Below are 26120 nucleotides of genomic sequence, written 5' to 3'. Positions count from 1 at the left end.
CCGGTGGTGCCACCGGTCCGTTCCTCCGACGGAGGTGACTCGATCTCCCGATCCCTGGAGGTGCCCCGGCCGACCGGCACACCGGGTCCGGTGGGCGGCCGTCCGCCCCGGTCACGGGAAACGGAGCCGCCCGGGACCATCGGTGCCAGGTACGTCGCGCGACCGCCCCCACAGGGTGGTGGCGCCGTCCGGTCTCCTCGGGCGGGTGCTCCTGCTAGGAGGACAGCCGGGGCCAGCCCGTCGCGAGGGCACTCGCCGTGTGCTCGCGTATCCCCGACTGCCTGCCGGCCAGGTCCTTCCACAGGCTGGCCAGTTGGACGCGGGACTCCACGTCCAGTTTGCGGAAGATCTTGCGCAGGTGGAATGCGATGGTGTGCTGCGACAGGAAGAGCTTGCCCGCGGTCTGCCCGTTGGTGAAGCCCTGGGCGACCAGATGCGCGACGGCGTACTCGGTGTCGGTCAGTTCCGGGATCTCCCGCCTCCGCTGGTGCCGGCCCGCTCCGTCGGTGTCCGCGGCTCTGTGGTGCAGCCGGGACTCGATGCGCGAGGCGTCCCGCCAGGCCCCGGTCCGCGTGTAGGTGTCCAGCGCCTGCTGGAGGTCGCGGGCCGGGGTGGTCCGGTCGTCGGCACCGCGGGCGAGCATGACAGCGATGTCTTCGTTGGCAGACGCTTTCGCCCAGGGATCGACATGCGACTCGGCGGCGAGGCGGAGCTTGCCGAGGTCCTCGTCGTGCAGTCCGGTGGCGTGTGCCGCAGCCGCCTGCACCGTACTGAAATGCGGGTTCTCGGCGGCCAGTTGCTGACAGATCCGCACGCCGTGTGCCGCGAGCTGCTTGTGCCCGCTGTTCATCATGAGCCGGACCAGCCAGGGCAGCGCCGCGGGCTCGGCTATCGAGAGCTGCCGTACGGTCGTGTCCGCGGCGAGCAGTTCGGCGCCCAGCGGCACGGCGTGGCGCCAGCCCTTCTCGGCCTCGGCGATCTGGATCACGGCCCAGGCGGCCTGGCCGACATGGAGCATCTCACGCCGGAAGACGGTGTCCTCTTTCAGCTTCTGCGTGTAGCGGACGGCCGTGGACAGGTGGCCCTGGCGCAGTGCGGACTGTGCCAGCACGAAGTGCCCGAGCGGTGTCCAGGCCTTGAGCCCGGACTGCTCGGCTTCGCCGAGTCCGGCGGTGGCGAGCTTGGCCGCCTTCCCGAAGTCGCCGGTGGCGAGGATGACACCGGATCGAGCCAGTTTCGCGGTCGCGGTCAGTCGGTCGTCGCCGCGCGCCCGGACGAGTTCGTCGACGGTGTCCAGTACGGCGCGTGCGTGGTCCGTCCTTCGCACCTGCGCGAGCAGGAGGCTCAGGACGAACGTGGCCTCCATGCGGCAGGGGCTGTCCACCGGGCAACCGCCGTGCAGCGCCTGTTCGGCGATGCGGATGCCGTCCTCCAGCCGGCCGTTGCGCCAGGAGCGCCGGGCCGACGAGACGAGCGAGGCGGTACGGCACGACGGTGCCGCGCACTTCAGCGTGATTACCGTCGTGCGGGGAGTGTTATATTCGGCCAATGCGCCATTTCGCAAAGCAAACCCCCACCTGGGAAATGTAAATGTCACATCTTCGAGCGAGCCTATGAGCGGCTGCGAGCGGTTGTCAATGGTGGACGGGTGAGGCGGTAATTCGACCTTTTAAGAGTAATTTCACGCTCCATGGGATTGGCGAATCTTTTGCTGGATATTGATTGACTTTTGAAGTATGGGATGTCTGGTGGGGTGCTCGGCTGTCGCACGTTTTGCCTGGCGTGATCTGGAAAGGCTCTTGAGCTGCGCAGATCCGACGACCGGTGCCGCGGCGTCCAGGACTGTCAGGTCGTGCGGTTGTGGCGCGGCACAGGGGCGGGCGAGCCTTTTGGCTCGGGTCCTTATGGTGCCCGAGGGTCGGATTCTGCCGCGTGGAGGCGGGTATGAGTACCATTCTATTGTTGAACGGACCCAATCTCGGAATTCTCGGCGAACGTGAGCCGGGAATATATGGCCGGGAGACTCTCGGCGATATCGAGAAAATGGTCGCGGCTGAAGTCGAGGAAGCGGGCTGGGACGTGATCTCGATCCAGCGGGAGGGGGAGGGGGAGCTGGTGCGGGCCGTGCACGAGCACCGCGCCACGACCGTCGGCGCCATCGTGAACCCCGGCGCCCTGATGATCGCCGGCTGGAGCCTCAGGGATGCGCTGGCGGCCTACGGTCACCCGTGGATCGAGGTGCACCTGTCGAACGTCTGGGCCAGGGAGAAGTTCCGGCACGAATCCGTTCTCGCACCGCTCGCCTCCGGCGTCGTCGTCGGTCTCGGTGCTTTCGGCTACCGACTGGCCGCACAGGCGCTCGTGCGGCTGTGCGAGGTCGGCGCCGGGCAGCCGTGACCCGCCGGGCCGTCACGAGCGCGTCTTGCGCCTGCCACCACCCCGGGAGGGGTCAGCGATGACTGCCGAACGAACCGGGGCCGGCTCCCCGCCGCCGGACGCCCGGAACCCCCACCGCGCGCGACCGGGGACCGTGGCGGCGCAGGCCGCCGCGTCCCCGCACCACCGATGATGCACCTGGGGCTGCCGGGTGCCGGCCCGGCTCCGCTGCCACTCGCGGTGGCGGTCGCCCGGCCCGTGGCGCAACAGCCCGAGTGGCCGGATCCGGCCGGTGTGCGGGCCGTCCGTGAGGCGCTGCGCACGGCGCCACCGCTGGTCCTGCCCGCCGAGGCCGACCGCCTCACGGCCCGGCTCGGGGACGTCGCGCGCGGTGTGGCCTTCGTGCTCCAGGGCGGGGACTGCGCCGAGACCTTCACCGGCAACACCGAATCGCATCTGCGCGGGAATCTCGACCTCCTGGCCCGTATGGCCACCGTGCTCACCTGCGCGGGCGGCCTGCCGGTGGTCCGGCTGGCACGGATGGCCGGACAGTACGCCAAGCCCCGCTCCGCCGTGGTGGACGCCCACGGGCTGCCCGTCTACCGCGGTGACATGGTCAACGGCCGCGCCGCGACGCCGGCGGAACGGGCGCCCGACCCGGACCGGATGCTCCGGGCCCACGCCGCCTCGGCGGTCGCCATGAACCTCGTACGGGCCCGGACGGGCGGCGAGGTCTTCACCGGCCACGAGGCGCTGGTGCTCGACTACGAGCGCGCGATGCTGCGATCGGGCCCGCCCGGCAGCCGCCGACCCTACAGCGGCTCGGCGCACTTCCTGTGGATCGGGGAGCGGACCCGCCGGCTCGACGGCGCCCACATCGGGTTCGCCGAACTGCTGGCCAACCCCGTCGGTGTGAAGCTGGGTCCCACCACCACCCCGGAGGAGGCCGTCGAGTACGTACGGCGGCTGGACCCGGACGGAGTGGCGGGCCGGCTGACACTGGTGAGCCGGATGGGACACCGGCGGGTTCGCGACGTGCTGCCGCCCATCGTCGAGAAGGTGACCGCACTGGGACATCAGGTCGTCTGGCAGTGCGATCCCATGCACGGCAACACCTTCGTCGCGTCGAGCGGCCACAAGACCCGGCGCGTCGAGCACATCGTCGACGAACTCACCGGGTACTTCGAGGTGCACCGGCAGCTCGGCACCCGGCCCGGCGGCGTCCATCTGGAACTGACTGGGGACGACGTCACCGAGTGCCTCGGCGCGGGCGTCGGCGAGGCGGACCTGCCGGACCGTTACGAGACCGCCTGCGATCCCCGGCTGAACACCCGTCAGGGGATGGCGGTGGCCACCCGCCTGGCGGAGCTGATCCGCCGGGCACCGGGCGCCGCCCGAGCGGCCTGCCACTGCCACGGGGCGTCCTGACAGGATGTCCGCATGGAGCTTGGACTGATCAGCCTCACCGACCTCACCCCGGATCCGGCGACCGGTGACGTCGCGCCCGCCGGCACGCGGATCGCCGACATCGTGCGCGCCGCCGTACTCGCCGACGAGGTGGGTCTGGACGTCTTCGCCGTCGGCGAGCACCACCACCCGAACTACGCGGTGTCCTCGCCCGCCGTCGTGCTCGCCGCGATCGCGCAGGCCACGACGCGCATCAAGCTCACGAGCGCGACGACGCTGATCGGGGTCCTCGACCCGGTGCGGGTGTACGAGGACTTCGCCACCGTGGACCTGATCTCCGGCGGCCGTACCGAGATCACGGTGGGCCGCGGCGCGTTCCCCGAGCCGTTCGACCTGTTCGGCTACGAGTTCGACGACTACGACGCCCTCTTCACCGACCACTTCGAGCTGCTGCGCAAGATCACCGCCCAGCCGTGGGTCAGCTGGTCGGGCCGCCACCGCGCACCGCTCACCAGCGCCGGGGTGGTGCCTCGCGCCAACCGCTACCCGTTGCCCGTGTGGGTCGGCGTCGGTGGGAACCGGGGGAGCGCGAAGCGGGCCGGATCGCTCGGTGTGCCCATCCTCGTCGGCGCCACCGGCGGCGCGCTCTCGCGTTTCGTCGAGACGTTCGCCGTGTACCGGGGGGCCGCGGAACAGGCGGGGCACGATCCGGCGGAGCTGCCGGTGGCCACGGCGAACTATCTCCATGTCGCGAACACCCCCGCCGAGGTGGACCGCTTCCACGCCCACTGGGCCGCGTACGCCGCCCACCACTCCCGGGGCTTGCTCCAGGGCGACCGCGAGGTGTTCGACCTGCACCGGGGCGAGGACGGCACGCTGCTGCTCGGCAGTCCGCAGCAGATCGTGGACCGGATCGGGCGGCAGCACGAGCTGTTCGGCCACGACCGGCTGCTCGCCCAGATCGACCTCGGCGGGATGCCCTTCGCGCGGGTCGCCGAGATCATCGAGATCCTCGGCACCGAAGTGCTGCCCGCCGTACGCAAGATGACCTGACCGGCGGTCACCGGCCCGTCCGACGCCGCCCGGACCCGGACCGCCCCGACCTCCGGCTCCCGCGGGTGAAACGGCCCGCGCCAGGGGGAGGCGGGGGAGTGCCGCGGGCTGTGGTCACCGGCTCAGCCGTTCCGCGGCGCTCGCGCCGGCCGCGGGCGGACTCGGCGTGGCGCCGCTCGACGTGGACGAAGCCGCCCGCACCACCACGGCGGCCCCGGCCGGGTACCCGGGCCGCCGGACGGTGGCGACGTGGTTCGACCGGACCGGCGGAGCGCCGGCCGGCGCCGCCACCGAGCGGCCTGCGCTCGCCTCGGCGGCCCGGCGGTCCCGCCCACCGTCGTCCCCGTGGCCGGCCCCGGGCAGCCGCCCCCGCTCCGCGGGGAACCGCGGACCGACACGACCGCCGTACCGCCGCGTGCGGTCTTCCTGGCCGCCGGGGCGTGTCGAACCGCGAGTCGCCCGACGACGAGGGGCGCGGTTGAGGGACGTGGTGAGGCGGCGGGCCGTGTTGCCCGGCGGCGCCGGTGCGAGCGCCGGAGTCCGGGTGAGGCCCTCGGACACCGGCACCCGGGCGGGCCGGTTCCCCCACGGCCGTGGAGTTCTCCGCCGGGATGCCCACCGGGAGAGCCGCCGACGCTCTCCCCGGCCGGGAGCCGTGTGTCGGCAATCTGCGACAGCCGTCGACAGTGACCGCACGGTGGCCTTTCCGGGCTACCAGCCCGAGGGATGCGGGCCCTGCCGGCCGGAACCTACGGTGGTCGGGATCAGGGCGCAGGTCGATGAACCCCGCCGGAGGATTCCCGCACACCCGGTCCGGGCATGCCGACACGCCATGCCGAACGTGCCTGTTGACCACCGAGTCGCATTGGAGAACGGACGTGCAAGGCCATGACCACTACGTGCGCCAGATCCTCGCCAAGCTGAGCGCCGAGCCCGATGGCATCCCGCTCGTTCACCGGGACACGCCGATCACCGCCCGCGAGCTGGCGGACTCCGTCATCCGCGCGGCGGCCCGGATGCGCGAGCACGGCATCGGCCCCGGCGCAACGGTGGCCGTGATGACGAACCCGAACACGCCCGCGACCCTGATACTGCGCTACGCGGCGAACCTGGTGGGCGCCACCGCGGTGCACGTCCGCGGTGTCAGCGCGATCGACCCCTCCGACCAGCTCTCCGTCGAGGCGCAGCTCGGCGTCCTCATGGACGTCGAGCCCGCCCTGCTCGCCATCGACCGGGACAACATCGAACGGGCCCGGGACCTCGGGGCTCACCTGCCCGAGCGCCCGCCGGTCGCGGTGCTCGACGGCGCCGACGGCCTCCCCGGCGCGCTGGACCTGTCGGCCCCCGGTGACCTCGACCTCACCACCGCCGAGCAGGGCACGATCGCCGTCGTGACCTACACCAGCGGTTCCACGGGCAAGCCCAAGGGCGTCAGCTGGCCCTACGCGGTCAAGAACGAGATGATCGCCACGTCCGCGGCCCGCGGCGGCAGCGGTCGCTGCTTGGTCACGGCACCGCTCACCCACTCGAGCGGCGCCACGGCGGACGACACGATCGTCGCCGGCGGCACCGTCGTACTGCACCCGGGCTTCGACGCCGCCGAGGTGCTGCGCGCCGTCCCCCGCCATGGGATCACCCGCCTCGTGCTGGGCACTCCGCAGGTGAACGCGCTCGCCGAGCACCCCGATGTCGCGAACACCGACCTGGCAGGCTTGCGCGAGGTGTTCTACACCGGCAGTCCCGCCGCACCCGAGCGGCTCGCCCACGCGGTGCAGGCACTCGGCCCCGTCCTCTTCCAGGTCTACGGCACCAGCGAGACCGGAATGATCAGCCTGCTGACACCACAGGACCACCTGGCCCCGGAGCTGCGCGCCACAGTGGGCCGTCCGCTGGAGGCCGACCGGGTGAGCGTCCGGTCCCTCAGCGACGGCCGGGAGCTGCCGGTCGGCGAGTCCGGCGAGGTGTGCGTGCGGGGCCGGTGGCAGATGGCCGGTTACTGGAACGAACCCGAACTGACGGCACGTGTGCTGCGGAACGGCTGGGTGCACACCGGGGACATCGGGCACCTGGACGAGACGGGCCTGCTGCATCTGCACGGCCGGATCGCGGACGTCATCAAGGTCAAGGGCATCAAGGTCCATCCGAGCGCGGTCGAGCGCGTGCTCCTGGAGCACCCTGGGGTGGCCGCCGCCGCGGTCTTCGGCGTCGAGGACGAGCAGCGCGTCGAGCGGATCTGCGCCGCCGTGGTGCCGCGCGACGGTGTGACCCTGGACCGCGCGGCGCTGGCACGGCACGTCACCGACGCGCTGTCGGCGAACCACGTGCCCGCCGAGATGGAACTGCGCAGGACGCTGCCGCTGGTGGGGCCCGGCAAGCCGGACCGAGTGCGGCTGCGCACCGAGCTCCTGGCGCGGGCCGCGCGGGCCGCGGGGACGGCGTGACATGGGGCGAGCGACACTCCCCGCTCCCCTGGTCACGCCGGTCGACGCCGGCGCCTCCCCGGACAGCGGCGTGCAGCGGCCGGAAGCCGCGGAACCGGCCCGGCGCCACCGGTGTCCTTGGCCGGCGCCGGTCGCGGAACCGCCCGTGCCCGGCACGGACCTCGGCACCGCCGACGGGCCCCCGTCCGAGACCGGACCGCACCGGTCCGCCCTCGCCGTGATCCGGCGGGCCCGCCTCGCCGCTCCCGCCGCCACGCCCGAGGAGATCGTCAACCGTCCGGCGGTGCGCGTGCCCGCCACCCCCGCGCACGGCGGCAGCCGATGACGTCACTACCCCTGGCCTCGTTCGACGAGCTCGACGAACTCGACTTCGCGGACCCTCGGCTGCACGCCGAGCGCGACCTGACCGAGGTGTGGCGCCGGCTGCGGGCCGAGCGCCCCTTCCACCGCCAGTCGGCGCGCGGCGCGCAGCCGGCGTTCTGGGTGATCACCCGGTACGCCGACGCGGTGGAGGTCTACCGCGGCCGGGACTTCACCTCCGGGCAGGGCAACGCCCTGCCCACCCTGCTCACCGGAGGGGACACAGACGCGGGGACGACGCTGGCGGTGACCGACGGACCGCGCCACCAGCAGATCCGCTCGATCCTGACGAGGGCGTTCTCCCCTCGGGTGCTCGCCGCCCTCCAGGAGGGTGTCCGCCGCACGGTGGACGAACTCATGGCGGCCGCAGTGGCCAGGGGCGAAGCCGACTTCGTCCGGGACGTCTCCGCGCACCTTCCGCTCGGCGCGGTCTGCGACCTGCTCGACGTACCACGGGGAGACCGGCAGTACCTGCTCGGCCTCGCCTCGCGGACGTGGCGCTCCGGGGACGCCGACGCCCCACCGGAGGACTCCTGGACGGCCGAGAGCGAGATCCTGCTCTACTTCGCCGACCTGGCACGGACCCGGCGCGGCGGCGACGGCGACGACGTGGTGAGTCTGCTCGCCGACTGCCGTATCGACGGCGAGCCGCTCAGCGACGCCGAGCTGATGGCCAACTGCCACGGCCTCATGACCGGCGGTGACGAGACCGGCCGGCACGCCGTCTCCGGTGGCCTGCTGGCACTGATCGAGAACCCGGAGCAGTGGGAAGCGCTCAGGAGCGGCACCCTGAACCTTCGGACGGCCGCCGACGAGGTCCTGCGCTGGACCGCGCCCTCACTGCACGGCGGCCGGACGGCCACCGTCGACGTCGAGGTGAACGGACAGCCGATCCGGGCGGGCGAGATCGTCAGCGCCTGGATCGCCTCGGCCAACAGGGATGGCGACGTCTTCCCGGACCCGGACCGCTTCGACCTCACCCGCACGCCCAACCGGCACCTGGCCTTCGCCTCCGGAGCGCACCACTGCCTCGGTCACCTCCTGGCCCGGGCCGAGATCGAGGCCGTACTGGACAGCCTGCGCCGGATGGTCTCCGACGTGCGGCAGACCGCGCCGGAGACCTGGATCCGGTCCAGCGTCCTGCACGGCATGAAGACCCTGCCCGTCACGTTCGAAGCCGATCCGGCGGGCCTGTCCCCATGACACAGGGGCACGGCGTGCGCCCTGTGTCCGAAGACGACGACGCGGGCTCGCAGGCCGTGCCGGGATCCACCGTCCGTACCGGTCCCCACCGCGCCGACCGGGCCCGGCCTGATCCGCGGCCGGCTCCGCTCACCGCGACCGGCGACCGAACCCAGCAGAACGGAATAGATTCGTGATCAACACATCGTTGCCCATCGTCCCGCAGGACAGCACCGACCAGCGGGAGATCTTCGCCACCGCTCTGGTCCGCCGGGCGCCGCTGCCCGAGCGACTGAACACCGTCCTGCTGGAGGTGGAGAAGGTCGCGAAGGACGAGGGCATCCCCGTCATCGGGCGGCTCGAAGGCGCCATCGTCCGCATGCTCACCGCGCTGCGCGGCGACACCGTGACACGGGTGCTCGACCTGGGCACCGCGATCGGCTACTCGGCACTGTGGCTGGCGTACGCGCTGCCCGAGGGCGGCAAGGTCACCAGCATCGAACTCGACCCGGAACGGGCGGCACGTGCCGCGGACTTCATCGACCGCGCGGGCATGGCGGACCGCATCGAGATCCTCGTCGGTGACGCGTTCGAGCTGGTCCCGGAACTCGGCACCTACGACCTGGTCTTCCAGGACATCATGAAACACCGGTACTTCGGCAGCGACCCCTCCCTCGCCACCGAGCTGCTGAAGCTGTCCAAGGCGCATCTCGAGGTGAACGGCATCCTGATGATCGACAACGCCTTCTGCGGAGGCGGCGTCGTCGCCGGCGAGACGCGCGAGCACTCCAACGAACTGATCGGCGTACGGAACATGAACACGGCGCTCGCCGAGGACCCCGACTTCGACGGCGTGATCCTGCCGGTGCGTGACGGTCTCTGGGTCGCGCGGCGTACGGCCTGAGGACCGGGCGGCAGACCTACGGCACCGACGAGGCGGCCGGCGACACCCCCGGCGACCACCTGCACCCCCTGCCGCCCGACCCCGACCGGCCGCATCGGGCCTCCGCGACCCGGCGTGGGCCGCACGGGCGGCCGCCGAGGCGTTCCGGCACGGCGACGGCCCCCCACCGCCCGCCGCTGCGCGACGGGCGACACCGAGACCGCGGGGCGCGTGTGTCGCGACGGGATCGGTCGTGGTGTGCTCCTCCCGGCAGGGGCGAACCGCGACCCGGGGGCGTTAGCCCGGCCGGAGCAACTGGACACCGAGCGCCCGGGACCGGGTCACCGGCGTTCGGCGCGGGCATCCACCACCGCCTCGGCGCGTCGACGGCGAAGCCGCTGGGCGAGACCGTGTCCGGGGTGCCGCACCGAGGACAGGCGCCGCGCTCCGCCGGGGCGCCCCGGCGGCGGCCCGTCCCCGCTGTGCTGCGGACCGGTGCACCTGCCGGTCACGGACACGGCGGACCCCCGCACGGCGCGATCGGCGCGGTAGCGGCGCACGGCCGCCACGGTGCGGACGACGCCCGCACACCACCCACGCATTCGCTGGTACCAGCTCCCGGGCCCACGGCGACCACCGCCGCGGGCCGGGAACTCCGGCCGACCCGCCGCGTCCCGCGGCACACGGCCCGGGGCGCCACCGCACCGACGCCCCGACGCGTTCGCATCGACAAGCCTGGAGGACGGACTTGAGCACGCCGGAACAGGATCTCGTAAAGGCGCTGCGCGCGTCGGTCAAGGAGAGCACGCGCCTCCGGCAGCAGAACGCCCAGTTGCTCGCCGCCGCCTCCGAGCCGATCGCCGTCGTGTCGATCGGCTGCCGGTTCGCGGGCGGGATCGCCGGTCCGGAGGACTTCTGGAAGGTCGTGTCCGAGGGCACGGACGTGTACACGCCGTTCCCCGACGACCGCGGCTGGGATCTCGAAGGGCTCTACGACCCCGACCCGGACACTCCCGGCACGACCTACGTGAACCAGGGCGCCTTCCTCCATGACGCGGCCCAGTTCGACGCGAGGTTCTTCGGGATCTCCCCGCAGGAGGCCCTCGCGATGGACCCCCAGCAGCGGCAGCTCCTGGAGGTGTGCTGGGAGACGCTGGAGCGGTCGGGGATCGACCCGCAGAGCCTGCGCGGCTCCGACACCGGTGTCTACGCCGGCATCGTGCACCAGGACTACGCGCCCGACCTCCCCGGAGCGGAGGACTTCCTCAGTCTGGAGCGCGCGCTCGGCAGCGCCGGCGGCATCGCCTCCGGCCGTGTCGCCTACTGCCTCGGGCTGGAGGGTCCGGCCGTCACCGTCGACACCATGTGCTCCTCGTCGCTGGTGGCCATCCACCTGGCGTCCCAGGCGCTGCGCCGGGGCGAGTGCTCGCTGGCCCTCGCCGGCGGGTCCACGGTGATGGCCACCCCGGGCGGCTTCGTCGGTTTCGCGCGCCAGCGCGGCCTCGCCTTCGACGGACGGTGCAAGTCCTTCTCCGCGGCCGCGGACGGCAGCAGCTGGGCCGAGGGCGTCGGCGTCCTCCTGCTGGAACGGCTCTCCGACGCGGAGCGCAACGGACACCGGGTTCTCGCCGTGATCCGCGGCTCGGCCGTCAACTCCGACGGGGCCTCCAACGGGCTGACCGCCCCGAACGGTCCGTCCCAGCAACGCGTCATCCGCAGCGCGCTGGCGGCCGCGGGGCTGTCCACCGACGACATCGACGCCGTCGAGGCCCACGGCACCGGGACCACGTTGGGGGACCCGATCGAGGCGCAGGCACTCATCGCCACCTACGGACAGGGCCGCGACCCCGAACGGCCCTTGCTGCTGGGCTCCGTGAAGTCCGTCCTCGGCCACACCCAGGCCGCCTCCGGCGTGGCCGCCGTGATCAAGACCGTGCTCGCACTGCGCCACCGCTACCTGCCCGCGACCCTGCATGTGGACAGCCCGACCCCGCAGGTCGACTGGTCCTCCGGAACCGTCGAGCTGCTCACCCAGGGGCGCGAGTGGCCGGAGAACGACCGGCCCCGCCGGAGCGGAATCTCCGCCTTCGGCGCAAGCGGGACCAACGTCCACATGATCCTGGAGGAGGCTCCCGGCACCCTGCCGGCCGAAACCCCCGCCGTCACGCCGTCGGAGCCGGAGCGGACGCTGCCGTTCGTCGTCTCGGCCCGTACCCGGTCGGCGCTCGCGGGCCAGGCCCGGCGGCTCGGCGGTCCCGTCGACGACGGCACCGCACTCGGTGACCTCGCCTCCGCGCTGGTGACCGGCCGCGCGCTGATGAGTCATCGGGCCGTACTCCTCGCCCACACCCGGGACGAGCTGCGCCACGGACTCGCGCTGCTGGCCGAGGGCCGCACCGGCACCGGCGTGGTCACCGGTGCCGCGGGCCAGACGGGGCCCGGCAGGATCGTCTTCGCGTTCCCGGGGCAGGGCACCCAGTGGGCCGGCATGGGGCGTGAACTGCTCGACGTCTCCCCGGTCTTCGCCGCCCGTATCGCCGAATGCCAGGAGGCGTTCGAGCGGTGGGTCGACTGGTCGCTGACCGACGTGCTCCGCGGTGACGGCACAGAGCTGGAACGCGTCGACGTCGTCCAGCCCGTGTGTTTCGCCGTGATGGTCGCCCTGGCCGAGGTCTGGAAGTCCGTGGGCGTGGTCCCGGACGCGGTGATCGGCCACTCCCAGGGCGAGATCGCGGCGGCCTGCGTGGCCGGCGCGCTGTCCCTCGCCGACGCCGCGCGGGTGGTGACCCTGCGCAGTCAGGCCATCGCCGAGGTCCTGCCGCGCGGCGGCGGCATGGCCTCCGTCGGGCTACCGCTGGACGAGGTGCGCGCGCTGATCGAACCCTGGGCCGAACGGCTACAGGTCGCCGCGGTCAACGGCCCGTCCGCGGTCGTGGTGGCCGGCGAGGGCGCCGCCCTGGACCAACTGGCCGCTCGCGCGGGCGAACAGGACTTCCGGTTCCGCCGGATTCCCGTCGACTACGCCTCGCACAGCCACTACGTCGAGAGCATCAGGCCCACCCTGGAGGCCGACCTCGGCGGGCTGGTGTCGTCAGCGTCGCGCATCCCCTTCTACTCCACCGTCGAGGGCAGGTGGCTCGACGAGCGGGACCGGCTCGACGCCGACTACTGGTACCGCAATCTGCGGCAGCCGGTCCTGTTCGAGTCGTCCGTCCGGGAGCTGATCGCCGAGGACCACCGGGTCTTCGTCGAACTCGGCGCACACCCCGTCCTGGTCCCGGCCGTCACCGACATCGCCGAGGAACTGGACGCGGATGTCCTCGCGGTCGGCTCGACACGCCGCGACGAGGGCGGCATGGACCGGATGCTCGCCTCGCTGGCCGAGGTGTTCGTGCGCGGGGTGACGGTCGACTGGACCACGGTCGTCCCCGACCCCGGGCCCACCCCGGTGGACCTGCCCACCTACCCGTTCGACCACCAGCGGTACTGGATCACCATGCCCGGCACCGGGGCCGGCGCGGAGTCACTGGGCCAGGTGACCAGCGACCACCCGCTCCTCGGCGCGGCGGTGGAACTGCCGCAGACCGGCGGCCTGGTCTTCACCTCACGGCTGTCCCTCGCGACCCATCCCTGGCTGGCCGGCCACCGCATCCAGAACGTCGTGCTGGTGCCCGGGACCGCCTACGTCGACCTGGCCATCCGGGCCGGCGACGAGTTCGGCCACGGAGTGCTCGACGAACTCGTGATCGAGGCACCCCTGACGCTTCCCGCCGAAGGCGCCGTCCGGGTCCAGGTCGCGGTCGGCGGCACGGACCCGACCGGACGGCGCCCGGTCGAGGTGTACAGCTCCCGGGACGGAGAGGGCTGGACCCGCCATGCGGCGGGCGTGCTGTCCGACTCCTACACGGACACCGGCGGCAGCGGGTTCGACTTCGGCCAGTGGCCGCCGCCCGGCGCACGACGCGAGGACACCGGCGATTTCTACGCCCGCCTCGCCGAACGCGGATACGACTACGGGCCGGCCTTCGCCGGACTGACCGCCGTCTGGCGGCGCGGCGAGGAGATCTTCGCCGAAGCCGTGCTGCCGGCCGAACATCGCGAGGACAACAAGAAGTTCGGCATCCATCCCGCGCTCCTGGACGCCGCGCTGCACGCGAACGCCTTCCACCGGCGCGACGACGACCGCAACGTCCTGCCCTTCGCCTGGAACGGTGTCCAGCTGCACGCGGCCGGCGCCGGCGCGCTGCGCGTCAGGGTCGCACCGTGCGGTCCGGACGCCCTCTCCTTCGACGCCGCGGACGAGACCGGGGCTCTGGTCCTGACCATGGAGTCCCTGGTCTCCCTGCCGATCTCCGACCTGGGCGCCGATCCCGCCCGCCAGGCCCCCGACGCGCTCTGGCAGCTCGACTGGACGCGGGTGCCGTCCGCGGCCGGGCAGCCCGCGGACAACCGGGCCGTCGTCACCACCTCCGGTGACGTGGCGCGGATCGCGCTGGCCGAGGATCTGGGCGAGCCTCTGCCCGACCTCGCCGTGCTCGACCTCACCGCGTCCCCCGGATCCGACGCCGGAAACCGTACCGGGGACGATCCCCTGCCGATGCTGTGCCGGGTGCTCGGTGTGCTCCAGGCCTGGCTGGAGGAGGCCGCCCTCGCCACGGTGCCGCTGGTCGTGGCGACCCGGGGCGCGGTGCCGGTACCCGGTCCGGTCACCGACCCGGGCGGCGCCGCGGTCTGGGGACTGCTGCGTGCCGCGCAGGCCGAGAACCCCGGCCGGTTCGTCCTGACCGACCTGGAGCCCGGTGCCGACCTGGACCGGGCTGTCGGGGCGGCCCTCGCCACCGGCGAGCCGCAGACCGCCGTACGCGGCGACGCCGTCCTCGCTCCGCGACTCGGCCGCGCCCGGCTCACCGAACCCGACGCACCCTCGGGGTTCGCCGAGGACGGTACCGTGCTGATCACCGGCGGTACCGGAGTGCTCGGCGCGCTGCTGGCCCGGCACCTGGTGCACGAGCACGGGGTGCGCCGGCTGGTGCTGGCGAGCCGGCGCGGCACGGCCGCCGAAGGCGTGACCGCGCTCGTGGACGAACTGACCGGGCAGGGCGCGTCCGTCGTCGTCGCCGCGTGCGACGTGTCGGACCGTGACGCCCTCGCCGAACTGCTCGCCGCCATCCCGTCCGCGCATCCGCTGACCGGCGTCATCCACGCCGCCGGTGTCCTGGACGACGGAGTCGTCGCCGGCCTGGACCCGCACCGCATGGCCGGCGTGTTCGCGCCGAAGGCGGGCGCGCTGCGCCTGCTGGACGAACTGACCCGCGAACGGCCGCCCCAGGTCTTCGCCGCCTTCTCCTCGGCCGCGAGCGTGTTCGGCTCGGCGGGCCAGGGCAACTACGCGGCGGCCAACGCCTACGTCGACGCCGTCGTCTCGGCCCGGCGAGCGGCGGGACTGCCCGCCGTGTCCCTGGCCTGGGGCCTGTGGAGCCCGGTCACCGGAATGACGGGACAGCTCGCCGACGTCGACCGTACCCGGATGAGCCGCGGCGGCGTCCGCCCGATGCCGACGGCCGAGGCACTCGGCCTCTTCGACCTCGCCATCCGTTCGGAGAACCCGCTCCTCGTGCCGATCGGGCTCGATCTCGACGCCGTACGCGCCGAGGCAGCCGCGGACGGGACCGTGCCCCCGCTGTTCCGCGCCCTCGTGCGCCCGCCGCGGCGGGCGGCCCGGGCCGCCGCCGGCGCGGAAGGCGCCCTGGCCCGCCGGCTCGCCGGGCTCTCCGGCGAGGAGCGGACCGAGCTGGTGCTCGACGTCATCCGCACCGAGGTGGCGGCCGTCCTCGGTCTGGGCGAGGCCGACCCGGCCATGGACTCCGAACGGTTCGGCGACATCGGCTTCGACTCGCTGACCGCCGTCGAACTGCGCAACCGGCTGTCCGCGGCCACTGCCGTCAAGCTGCCCGCCACCCTCGTCTTCGACTACCCCACGCCCGTCGTGCTCGCCCGGCACCTGCTCGAACAGCTGGGCGGCACGGTCGACGCCGTCACCCCCCTGCGCCCGGCCGCGCCGGCCGAACCCACGGACGACGACCCCGTCGTGATCGTCGGCATGGCGTGCCGGCTGCCCGGCGGGGTCACCTCGCCCGCCGAGCTGTGGCAGCTGGTCGCCGACGGCCGCGACGGCATCTCGGAGTTCCCGGACGACCGCGGGTGGGATCTCGACGGTCTCTTCGACTCCGACCCCGACCGCGTCGGCACGGCCTACACCCGGCGGGGCGGATTCCTGCGGGACGCCGGGTACTTCGACGCCGCCCTGTTCGGGATCTCCCCGCGCGAGGCGCTGGCCATGGACCCCCAGCAGCGGCTGCTGCTGGAGACCACCTGGCAGGTGCTGGAGGGCGCGGGCATCGACCCGACGTCGCTGCGCGGCGAACGCGTCGGCGTCTACACCGGCATGTCGATCCACGACTACCTGGGCTCACTGACCGACGTGCCCGCCGAACTCGAGGGCTTCACCACCACCGCCACCGCCGGCAGCGTCGCCTCCGGCCGGGTGTCCTACGTGTTCGGGCTGGAGGGCCCGGCCATGACGGTGGACACCGCGTGCTCGTCGTCCCTCGTGGCGATCCACCTCGCGTCCCAGGCGCTGCGCCTGGGCGAGTGCGAACTGGCCCTCGCCGGAGGCGTGGCCGTCATGGGCTCCCCGGTCGGCGTGACCGGCTTCTCGCGTGCCCGCGGACTCGCCGCGGACGGCAGGTGCAAGGCCTTCGCCGCGGCGGCGGACGGCACCGTGCTGTCCGAGGGCGTGGGCGTCGTCCTCCTGGAACGGCTGTCCGACGCCCGGCGCAACGGCCACCGTGTCCTCGCGGCGATCCGCGGTTCCGCGGTGAACCAGGACGGCGCGTCCAACGGCCTCACCGCGCCGAACGGCCCGTCGCAGCAGCGGGTGATCCGTGCGGCGCTGGCCGCCGCCGGGATCGCGCCGGACGAGGTCGACACGTTGGAGGCGCACGGCACGGGCACCACGCTCGGCGATCCCAGCGAGGCCGAGGCGGTCATCGCCACCTACGGCCAGGACCGCTCGCCCGACCGGCCGTTGTGGCTGGGCTCGGTCAAGTCCAACCTCGGCCACACCCAGGCCGCGGCCGGCGTGACCTCGGTGATCAAGATGGTGGGGGCCCTGACGAACGGTGTACTGCCCGCGACCCTCTTCGTGGACGAGCCGACACCGCACGTCGACTGGTCCGCAGGCACCGTCGCCCTGCTCACCGAGGAACGTCCCTGGCCCGAGACCGGCCGGCCGCGCCGGGCCGGCATCTCCTCGTTCGGTATCAGCGGCACCAACGCGCATCTGATCCTCGAACAGGCCCCGGCCGAACCGGCCGCGGCGCCCGGCACCACGGCCACGCCGCACGCCGTCGCCACCGCTTCCGAACCGCCGGACGACGGAGCCGGCGCCGTACTGCCCTTCGTCGTCTCGGCGCACAACCCGGCCGCCCTGGCGGGCCAGGCGAGGCGGCTGCGCGCGGCCGTCGCGACCGGACTGCCCCTGCCGGCCACGGCACGGACCCTGCTCGACGGCCGCGCCCTGCTCACCCATCGGGCCGTCGTCGCCGCGGCGGACCGGGAAACCCTCCTCGACCGCCTCGACGCGATCGCCGCCGGGGAGCCCGCCCCGGGCACCACCGCCGGGACGGCCGCGGTCGGTGCCGCCGCCTCGACCGTCTTCGTGTTCCCGGGACAGGGATCGCAGCGACTCGGCATGGGACGCGAGCTGTACACCCGCTTCCCGGTGTACGCGGCCGCCTTCGACGAGGCCTGCACCCACCTGGACGACCGGCTCCGCGGCGCGGTCGGCACCTCCGTGCGGGACGTCGTCCTCGCCGAACCGGACAGCCCTCAGGCGGCGCTGCTGGACCAGACCGTCCACACCCAGGCGGCGCTGTTCGCGGTCGAGACCGCACTGTTCCGGCTGGCCGAGTCGTGGGGCATCCGTCCGCGGCTGCTGCTCGGTCATTCCATCGGCGAGATAACGGCGGCGCACGTCGCCGGAATGCTCTCGCTGGACGACGCGGCGACCGTCGTCGCCGCCCGGGGCCGGCTCATGCAGGCGCTGCCCGCGGGCGGCGCCATGGTCGCCGTGGCCGCCACCGAGGACGACGTCCGCCCCTTCCTCGGTGCGGGTGTCGACATCGCCGCCGTGAACCAGCCCTCCTCGGTAGTGCTCTCCGGCGACGAGGACGCGGTGCTCGCCGCCGCGGACGCCCTGCGCGCACGGGGCCGAAAGACCAAGCGGCTCCAGGTCTCCCACGCCTTCCACTCCGCCCGGATGGACCCGATGCTCGCCGAGTTCCGCGCGGCGATCTCCGACGTCACCTGGCAGCCGGCGCGGATCCGCATCGTCGCCCACCAGGACGGCGACATGACCAGCACCGACTACTGGGTCGAGCATGTGCGCCGCACCGTGCGCTTCGCCGACGGCATGGCCGCCGCGCTCGACCAGGGCGGAAGGCTGTTCGTGGAGATGGGACCGGGCGCGGCCCTGACCGCCCCGATGCTGGAGACGGCCGCCGCCTCCGGCGCGGAGCCGGTGTGCACACCGATGCTGCGCGACGGACACGACGAGGCACAGACCGCGATCGGCGCGCTCGCCGAGCTGTTCGTCCGGGGCGTACCGGCCGACTGGCAGGCACTGCTCCCGGCCGGCGCGTCCGCCGTCGAGCTGCCGACGTACGCCTTCGACCGCACCCACTACTGGGTGAAGACGGCCGTCGGGCGCACCGACGCGGGCGGCCTCGGGCAGCTGGCCGCCGACCACCCGCTGCTGTCCGCCATCATCCCCGCACCGGACACCGGCGGGTTCGTCGGCACGGCCCGGCTGTCGTCGGCCACCCACCCGTGGCTGGACCGGCACCAGGTGCACGGGGCCACCGTGGTGAGCACCGCGGCGCTCCTGGACCTGGCCGTCCGGGCCGGCGACGAGGTCGGCTGCGGGGTGGTGGCCCGCCTCGCCGCCGAGACCCCGCTCGTCGTTCCGCCGAACGCCGGGGTACGACTGGAGGTCACCGTGGGCGCGGCCGACGAGCGGGGCTGCCGTCCGGTCACCGTCCACGGCGCCCAGGACGGTTCCGGCACCTGGGTACGGTACGCCGCCGGCGAACTGTCCCCGCGCACGCCGGCCGCCCCCGACCCGGCGCCGCGGGCGTGGCCGCCGGCCGGGGCCGAGCCGGTCGAGACGCCCGAGGAGAGCCCCTGGCTGCGGGGCGTGTGGCGCCGGGGCGGCGAGACGTACGTGGAGGTCGCGCTCACCGACGACGGCACCGGCCCGGACGGCACTCCGGAGTTCGGTCTCGATCCGTCCCTGCTGGACGCGGTGACGAGGGCGGTGACAACCGGCTCCACGGCCTCCACGGTGTGGGAGGAGGTCGTGCTGCACACGAGCGGCGTGCGCCGCGTGTGCGCCCGGCTGACCCCGCTCGGCGACGACCGATGGAGTCTGGAGGCGACCGACGGGTCCGGGGCCCCGGTCCTGTCCGCCCGGTCCTGGACGGCAGCGCCGATCCGGCCGGAGGACCTGGGCGCCGGCACCGCCGCGGACGCGATGTACCGGGTCGTCTGGACGACCACGGAACCCGCCGCGGCACCGTCCGGGCAGACCGCGACGGCTCCGGTGGCGAACCCCGCGGACGTGACGGCGTTCGCGGCACGGGCCACCGCACCGGCACCCGGACCCACTCGGACGGCCGAGGAGGGGACCCCGCACGACGAACCGCGGCACAGCCCACCCGCTGCCGCGGTGCTGGAGGTCGCCGCCGGCCGCGACACGCAGCCGCTGCTCGCGGACGTGCTCGCCGTGCTCCAGGCCTGGCAGCGCGAGGCTCCCGCCGACGCCCGGCTCGTCGTGGTGACCCGGGGCGCCGCGCCCGCCGGCCCGGCCACCGTCACCGACGCCCCCTCGGCCGCCGTCTGGGGCCTGGTCCGCGCCGCCCAGGCCGAGATGCCGGGCCGGGTACTGCTGCTCGACCTCGATCCCGGGGCGGACCCCGAGGCGGCGGTCGCGACGGCGCTGGCCACCGACGAACCGCAGGCGGCGGTGCGCGGCATCACCTTTCTGGTGCCGCGCCTGGTCCCCGCCGGACCGCTCGCGGAGCCGAGTGCGGGGCAGCCCGCGCTGGACGCCGACGGCACCGTCCTGGTCACCGGTGGCACCGGCTCGCTCGGCGCGCTGGTGGCCCGCCACCTGGTCCGCGCCAGGGGTGCCCGGCACCTGCTGCTGGCCGGCCGACGGGGACCGGCGGCCGAGGGGGCCGAGGAACTCGTGGCCGAACTGTCCCGGCTGGGCGCCACGGTGACCGTGGCCGCCTGCGACGTCTCGGACCGCGCCGCCGTGGCCGCGCTCCTCGCCGCGATCCCCACCGCGCATCCGCTCACCGCCGTCGTGCACACCGCCGGCGTCCTCGACGACGGTCTGCTCGACGCGATGGACCCGGACCGCCTCGCCGCGGTCCTCGGTCCGAAGGCCGAGGGCGCGCGGCACCTGGACGAGCTGACCCGGGACCGCGATCTCGCCGCGTTCGTGGCGTTCTCCTCGGCCGCCGGCCTGCTCGGTTCCGCCGGACAGGCCAACTACGCCGCGGCCAACGCCTACCTGGACGGGCTCATGACGGCCCGCCGCGCGGCCGGCCGGCCTGGGGTGTCCCTGTCCTGGGGCCTGTGGGACCAGAACGGCGGCATGACCGGCCATCTGGACGCCACGGACCAGGCCCGGATGCGCCGCGGCGGTGTGCTGCCGCTGCGACCGGAGGAAGGGCTCGCCCTGTTCGACGCCGCCCTCGACGGCGGTGAGGCACACCTGGTGCCGATCAGACTCGATCTCGTCGCCGCCCGCGCCGACGCCGCCGCCGGCGGCCCGGTCCAGCCGCTGCTGCGGCAGCTGGTCAGGGTGCGCCGGCGTGCCCAGGACACGGCCGCGGCGAGCGATCTGCTCGCCGCGCTCGCCGGCCGGCCCCCGGCCGAGCGGGAGACGCGGCTGCTGACCCTGGTCCGCTCCCGCGCCGCCCTCGTCCTGGGCCACAAGTCCGCCGACGACATCGAGCCGGACACCGCCTTCCAGGGCGTCGGGATGGACTCGCTCGGCGGCGTGGAGCTACGCAACCGCCTGGCCGCCGCGACCGGGCTGCCCCTGCCCACCACCCTGGTCTACGACTACCCGACCCCCCGGCAGCTGGCCGGGTTCCTGCGGGACGAGCTGGCCGGCACCGCCACGCCCGCCGAGGCGCCGGTGGTGGCCGCCGGAGCGCACGACGACATCGCCGTCGTCGGACTCGGCTGCCGGCTGGCGGGCGGTGTACGGGGACCGGACGACCTGTGGGAGCTGCTGATCCGCCGCGGGGAGGGACGATCGCCGTTCCCGACCGACCGCGGCTGGGACCTGTCCACGCTCCCCGTGGAGGCGGGCAGCTTCCTGGCGGAGGCCGCGGAGTTCGACGCCGGGTTCTTCGGCATCTCCCCGCGCGAGGCCACGGCGATGGACCCGCAGCAGCGGCTGCTGCTGGAGGTGGTGTGGGAGGCCCTGGAGGACGGCGGCCTGGACCCGGCCGCCCTTCGCGGGACCGACGTGGGCGTGTTCGTCGGCGTGATGGGCCAGGGGTACGGCATGTTCGGCGGCGACGCGCAGTCCGACGGCCTGCGCGGCACCGGTGGCGCCGTCTCCGTGGTCTCCGGCCGGGTGTCGTACGTGTACGGCTTCACCGGCCCGGCCGTGTCCGTGGACACCGCCTGCTCCTCCTCCCTGGTGGCGATGCACCTGGCCATGCAGGCGCTGCGCAACGGGGAGTGCTCGCTGGCCGTGGTCGGCGGGGTCACCGTGATGGCCACGCCGGGAGCCTACGTCGAGTTCGCCAAGAACGGCGGCCTCGCGGCCGACGGCCGCTGCAAGGCGTTCGCCGCCTCGGCCGACGGCACCGGCAACGGCGAGGGCGTCGGCGTGGTGCTGCTGGAACGCCTGGCCGACGCACACGCCCACGGACACGACGTCAGTGCCGTGGTCCGCGGTTCGGCCATCAGCCAGGACGGTGCCTCCAACGGACTCACCGCGCCCAACGGGCCGGCACAGCAGCGGGTGATCCGGCGCGCGCTCGCGGTCGCCGGGGTGGCGCCCGCCGACGTGGACGTCGTGGAGGCGCACGGCACGGGCACCCGGCTGGGCGACCCGATAGAGGCCCAGGCGCTGCTGGCCACCTACGGTCGGCGCGATCCCGGGCAGCCGCTGTGGCTCGGCTCGGTGAAGTCCAACATCGGGCACACCCAGGCCGCCGCGGGCGTGGCGAGCGTGATCAAGATGGTGCTGGCGCTGCGCCACCAGGCGCTGCCGGCCACCTTGCACGTGGACGCGCCCACACCCGAGGTGGACTGGTCCAGCGGCACGGTCCAGCTGCTGACCGACGCCCGGCCGTGGCCGTCCCTGCCCGGCCGCACCCGCCGCGCGGGCGTCTCCGCGTTCGGCCTCAGCGGCACCAACGCCCACCTCATCCTGGAGGAGCCGCCGCAGCGAGCGGTGGAGCCGGTGGAGAGCCCCGCCGAGGACACCCCGCTGCCCTTCGTCCTGACGGCCGGGAGCCCGGCCCGGCTGGCCGTGCTCGCGGACCGGCTGGCGGACTTCGCCGAGCGCGGCACCGCGCCCCTGCCCGCGCTGGCCACCGCTCTGGCCCGCGGCCGTACGAGGCACGAGACGCGCACCACGGTGATCGCGGCCGACCGCACCGAACTGGTGGCCGGGCTGCGGGCGTTGGCCGCGGGAGACGCCGAGCGGGCGCCGGCCGGCGGGTCGTCCGCCCCGGGCACCCAGACGGTGTTCCTCTTCCCGGGCCAGGGCGGCCACTGGGTCGGCATGGGCCGCGAACTGATGGATCACTCGCCCGAGTTCCGGGCCTGGGTGCGGCGATGCGACGAACTGCTCGCCGAGTACGACCTCGACTGGACCCTGGAGCAGGCGCTCGGCGGCGAGAACGACCTGTCCCGGGTGGACGTGATCCAGCCCGCCTCGTTCGTCATGATGACCGGTCTGGCGCAGCTCTGGGCGTCCGCCGGTGTGGTGCCGGACGTGGTGCTCGGCGCGTCGCAGGGCGAGATCGCCGCCGCATGCGTCGCTGGTCTGCTGTCCGTGGCGGACGGGCTGCGCGCGATCGTGCTGCGCTCCCGGATGGCCGCGGCGCTCCCGTCCACCGGCGGGATGCTCGTGGTCGGCGTGAGCCGCGCCCGGATGACGGAGATGCTCGCCGGCCATCGGGGCAGGGTGGAGATCGCCGCGGTGAACGGCCCGGCGACCGTGGCCGTCTCCGGCGAACGCGCCGCCATCGAGGAGCTGGCCGCCGCCGCGGCCGACGAGCAGCTCTGGTTCCGCAGGATCCGGGCGGACTACGCCTCCCACTCGTTCCTCGTCGACGAACTGCGGGAGCCGATGCTGGCCGCCCTGGAGGGGATCGGGGAACGGCCGGCTCGGGGGCTCGTCCCGGGCTGCCGGTTCTACTCCACCGTCGACGGCCGCTGGATCGGCCCCGGCGAACTCCTGGACGCCGACTACTGGTTCCGCAACCTGCGTCGGCCGGTCGAACTGGACGGCGCCGTCCGCGCCGTGAGTGCCGACGCGCGCGCCCTGGTCGAGGTCTCCGCCCATCCCGGGCTGGTGCCGTCACTCCTCGACATCGTCCAGGACACCGGCCGCACCACGCCGGTGCTCGCCACCCTGCGGCGCGGGGAAGGCGGCGGCAAGCGGTTGACGGCAGCCTTCGCGGAAGCCTTCGCCGCCGGCCTGCCGGTCTCCTGGGCGACGACCCTCCCGACCGAGCAGGCCGGCTGGCGGGAACTCTGCCACGAACTGCCGACCTATCCGTTCGACCACCGCCGCTACTGGCTGCGGAGCTCGCCGACCACCGACACCGGTGCCCTCGGCCTGTCCCGCACCGAGCACCCGATGCTCGCCACGATGATCGAACTGCCGGGCACGGACGGGCTGATGGCTGTCGCGCGGCTCTCGGCGCACGATCAGCCCTGGCTCACCGCCGGCACCGACGGTGGTCCGGCCGTGGTGCCCGGCTCGCTCTGGGCCGAACTGGCCATCCGGGTCGGGGACGAGGTCGACTGCGGCTGCCTGGAGGAGCTGGAGCTGACAGCGCCTCTGGTCCTCGGCCCCGGGGACGCGGCGCGGCTTCAGATCTGCGTCGACGGCGTCGACGCAGCCGGCCGCCGTCCGGTGACCGTGCGGTCGTCCCCCGCGGCGACGGATCGTGAGCGACCCGTGTGGACCGTGCACGCCCAGGGCGTGCTGTCACCCACCGCCACCACCGCCGCGCCCGAGCCGGACCCGGCCCCCTGGCCGCCGGCCGGCGCCGAACCGATCGCCCTCGACGCACTGCCGGTGGCGACCGGTGCCACCGTGCCGCCGGCCCTGCGCGCGGTGTGGCGGCGCGGCGAGGACACCTACGCCGACGTGGCAGTACCGGCCGACCAGAGCGATGCCGCAGGCCGTTTCGGTGTCCATCCGCTGCTGCTGGAGGCCGCGGCGCATGCGGCGGGCTTCCCGGCGGGCCACGTCCCGTCGGCCTGGCGGCAGGTCGTACTGCACGCGTCCGGCGCCTCGGGCCTGCGTGTCCGGCTGCGGCGGACCGGCGACGGAGTCAGCCTGGAAGCGGCCGACCACACGGGTCTGCCGGTGCTCACCGCGGCCCAGGTCACGTCGGGGCCGGCGGCCGCCGCGCCGACGGGACGGGGCGGCCGTGCCCTGCGGGCCGAGTGGGTCCGGCTCGACAGCGGGCGGCCGGGTACCGCCGTCGAGACCGTCACCGTCACCGTCGACAGCGACGACGCCGTGTGCGAACTCGCCGTGGATCCGTCGGTCCTGGGGCCGGCCGCGGTCGCCGTGTTCGACGTCGGCGCCGACCGGGAGCCCGCGGAGGCCTGTCGTCGAGCGCTCAGCGTCGCACAGGCGTGGCTGGACGAGCCGGGCCTGGAGGGCCGGGTCCTGGTGGTGCGCACCCGGGCCGCGGTGCCGGCCGGTCCCCGGGGCACCGACGCGGTGGCGGTCGACCCGGCCGCGGCGGCGGTGTGGGAGATGTTCGCCGCGATCCAGGCCGAGTACCCGGGACGGTTCATACTGTTCGACGTCGCACCGGAACACCCCGGCACCGCACCCGGGAACCGCGGTGCGGCAGGCCTGGACCGGGTCCTGGCCGCGGCCGTACCGCAGGCCGCCGTGCGCGCCGGGCGGGTGCACGTCCCGCGGCTGGTACCGGTCGACACGACGGACACCTCGGCCCCCGCCGTCGACCCGGACGGCACCGTCCTGGTCGTCGGCGGCACCGGCACGGCCGGCTCCCGGGTTGCCCGGCACCTGGCCGCCGAGCACGGGTTGCGCCATCTCGTCCTCGTCGGCCGGGGCGGGCCCGGTACCGAGGGCGCCGCGGAACTGGCCGCCGACCTCACCGCGCTCGGTGCGTCCGTGACCGTCCGGGCCTGCGACGTCACCGACCGGGACGCGCTGCGACGGCTGCTGGACGCCATCCCGGACGAGCACCCGCTGACCGGCGTGGTGCACGCCGCGGGGCTGCCGGACGACAACCGGCTCGCGGAACTGGACGCGGACCGGCTCACCGAGGTGATCGCCGCGCGCACCGGGTCACTGCGCCACCTCTGCGACCTCACCGCCGACCACCGCCTCACCCTGTTCCTGGTGGTCACGTCGGCAACGGCCCTGCTGGGGTCGGCGCATCATCCGGCGAACGCCGCGGCCGACGGCTTCGCGCGGGCGGTCGTGGCCCGCCGCCGGACAGCCGGGCTGGCCGGCTGCGCGCCGGTGCTGCTGCCCGCCGGAGCCGGGACGGGCGGTGCGACCGACCCTGATGTGACGCTGTCGGCGGTGTCCGAGGCGCTGCGCTCCGGCGAGCCGTTCCCGGTGCCCGGTCGGCCCGGACAGTGGGCCGTTCCGGCGGCCGGCCGTCCCGTGCCGCCGTTGCTGCGCGGTCTGGTCCGGTCGGGCCGGCGGTCGGCCGCCCACGCGGCGCAGTCCGCCGCGGGCGCCGAGAGCGGGTGGACGGACCGGTTGGCCGGGCAGAGCCCCGACGAGCGGGAGCGGACCGTACTGAACCTGGTACGAACGGAGTTGACCGGGGTGCTCGAACTGGATCAGGCCGATCCCGTCGACGCGCACCGCGGGTTCTTCGAGCTGGGTCTCGACTCGCTGCTGGCGATCGAGCTGGCCCGGCGGCTCGGCGGGCGTACCGGTACCGCGCTGACTCCCGCGGCCGTCTTCGGCCACCCGACGCCGGCCTCGCTCACCGGCTACCTGCTGGCACGCCTGGACGGCGCGACGGCCGATGCCTGACGGCTTCACACCCGCGGCAGCGCCGTGAGGCACAGCGCGACTCCCCGCA

General features: G+C 74.2%; 9 protein-coding genes. 8 read left to right on the top strand and 1 reads right to left on the bottom strand.

All coding sequences use genetic code 11. The features are described 5' to 3' along the window. Positions 1-214: 214 nt before the first annotated feature. A complete protein-coding gene (locus ACIQVT_RS01170) occupies positions 215-1549 on the bottom strand; it encodes a LuxR C-terminal-related transcriptional regulator (RefSeq protein ID WP_403745710.1) in 1335 nt (444 codons plus the stop codon). Between the two features lie 395 nt (positions 1550-1944). Between ACIQVT_RS01170 and ACIQVT_RS01165 the strand changes: the two genes are divergently transcribed. The 8 genes from ACIQVT_RS01165 to ACIQVT_RS01130 all read left to right on the top strand — a co-directional run bounded on the left by ACIQVT_RS01165 (position 1945) and on the right by ACIQVT_RS01130 (position 26071). Further along, on the top strand, positions 1945-2397 hold the full coding sequence (locus ACIQVT_RS01165; protein ID WP_403745708.1) for a type II 3-dehydroquinate dehydratase: 453 nt from the start codon (positions 1945-1947) through the stop codon (positions 2395-2397). A gap of 168 nt (positions 2398-2565) precedes the next feature. After that, positions 2566-3804 (top strand): 3-deoxy-7-phosphoheptulonate synthase class II, encoded by a 1239-nt coding sequence (locus tag ACIQVT_RS01160; protein ID WP_403745706.1) that lies wholly within the window; start codon positions 2566-2568, stop codon positions 3802-3804. Between the two features lie 12 nt (positions 3805-3816). Next, positions 3817-4836: an LLM class flavin-dependent oxidoreductase gene (locus ACIQVT_RS01155; protein WP_403745704.1), complete on the top strand. Its 1020-nt coding sequence runs from the start codon at positions 3817-3819 to the stop codon at positions 4834-4836. 878 nt (positions 4837-5714) lie between these two features. Continuing rightward, complete coding sequence (locus tag ACIQVT_RS01150; RefSeq protein ID WP_403745702.1) at positions 5715-7277, top strand: class I adenylate-forming enzyme family protein; 1563 nt, start codon at positions 5715-5717, stop codon at positions 7275-7277. Between the two features lies 1 nt (position 7278). Next, on the top strand, positions 7279-7602 hold the full coding sequence (locus ACIQVT_RS01145; RefSeq protein ID WP_403745700.1) for a hypothetical protein: 324 nt from the start codon (positions 7279-7281) through the stop codon (positions 7600-7602). Continuing rightward, positions 7599-8840, top strand: a complete 1242-nt coding sequence (locus ACIQVT_RS01140) for a cytochrome P450 (protein ID WP_403745699.1) — start codon at positions 7599-7601, stop codon at positions 8838-8840. Before ACIQVT_RS01145 ends, ACIQVT_RS01140 begins: the two co-directional genes overlap by 4 nt. Before the next feature lie 172 nt (positions 8841-9012). Continuing rightward, on the top strand, positions 9013-9723 hold the full coding sequence (locus ACIQVT_RS01135) for an O-methyltransferase (RefSeq protein ID WP_403745697.1): 711 nt from the start codon (positions 9013-9015) through the stop codon (positions 9721-9723). A 727-nt stretch (positions 9724-10450) separates the two neighbouring features. Then, on the top strand, positions 10451-26071 hold the full coding sequence (locus ACIQVT_RS01130) for an SDR family NAD(P)-dependent oxidoreductase (protein ID WP_403745696.1): 15621 nt from the start codon (positions 10451-10453) through the stop codon (positions 26069-26071). Positions 26072-26120 lie beyond the last annotated feature (49 nt).

It is taken from the genome of Streptomyces sp. NPDC100445 (genome assembly GCF_044759735.1).
Classification (GTDB): Bacteria; Actinomycetota; Actinomycetes; order Streptomycetales; family Streptomycetaceae; genus Streptomyces.
The sequence above is the reverse complement of the archived record's forward strand: the minus strand, read 5'-3'. Positions and strand labels throughout refer to the sequence as shown.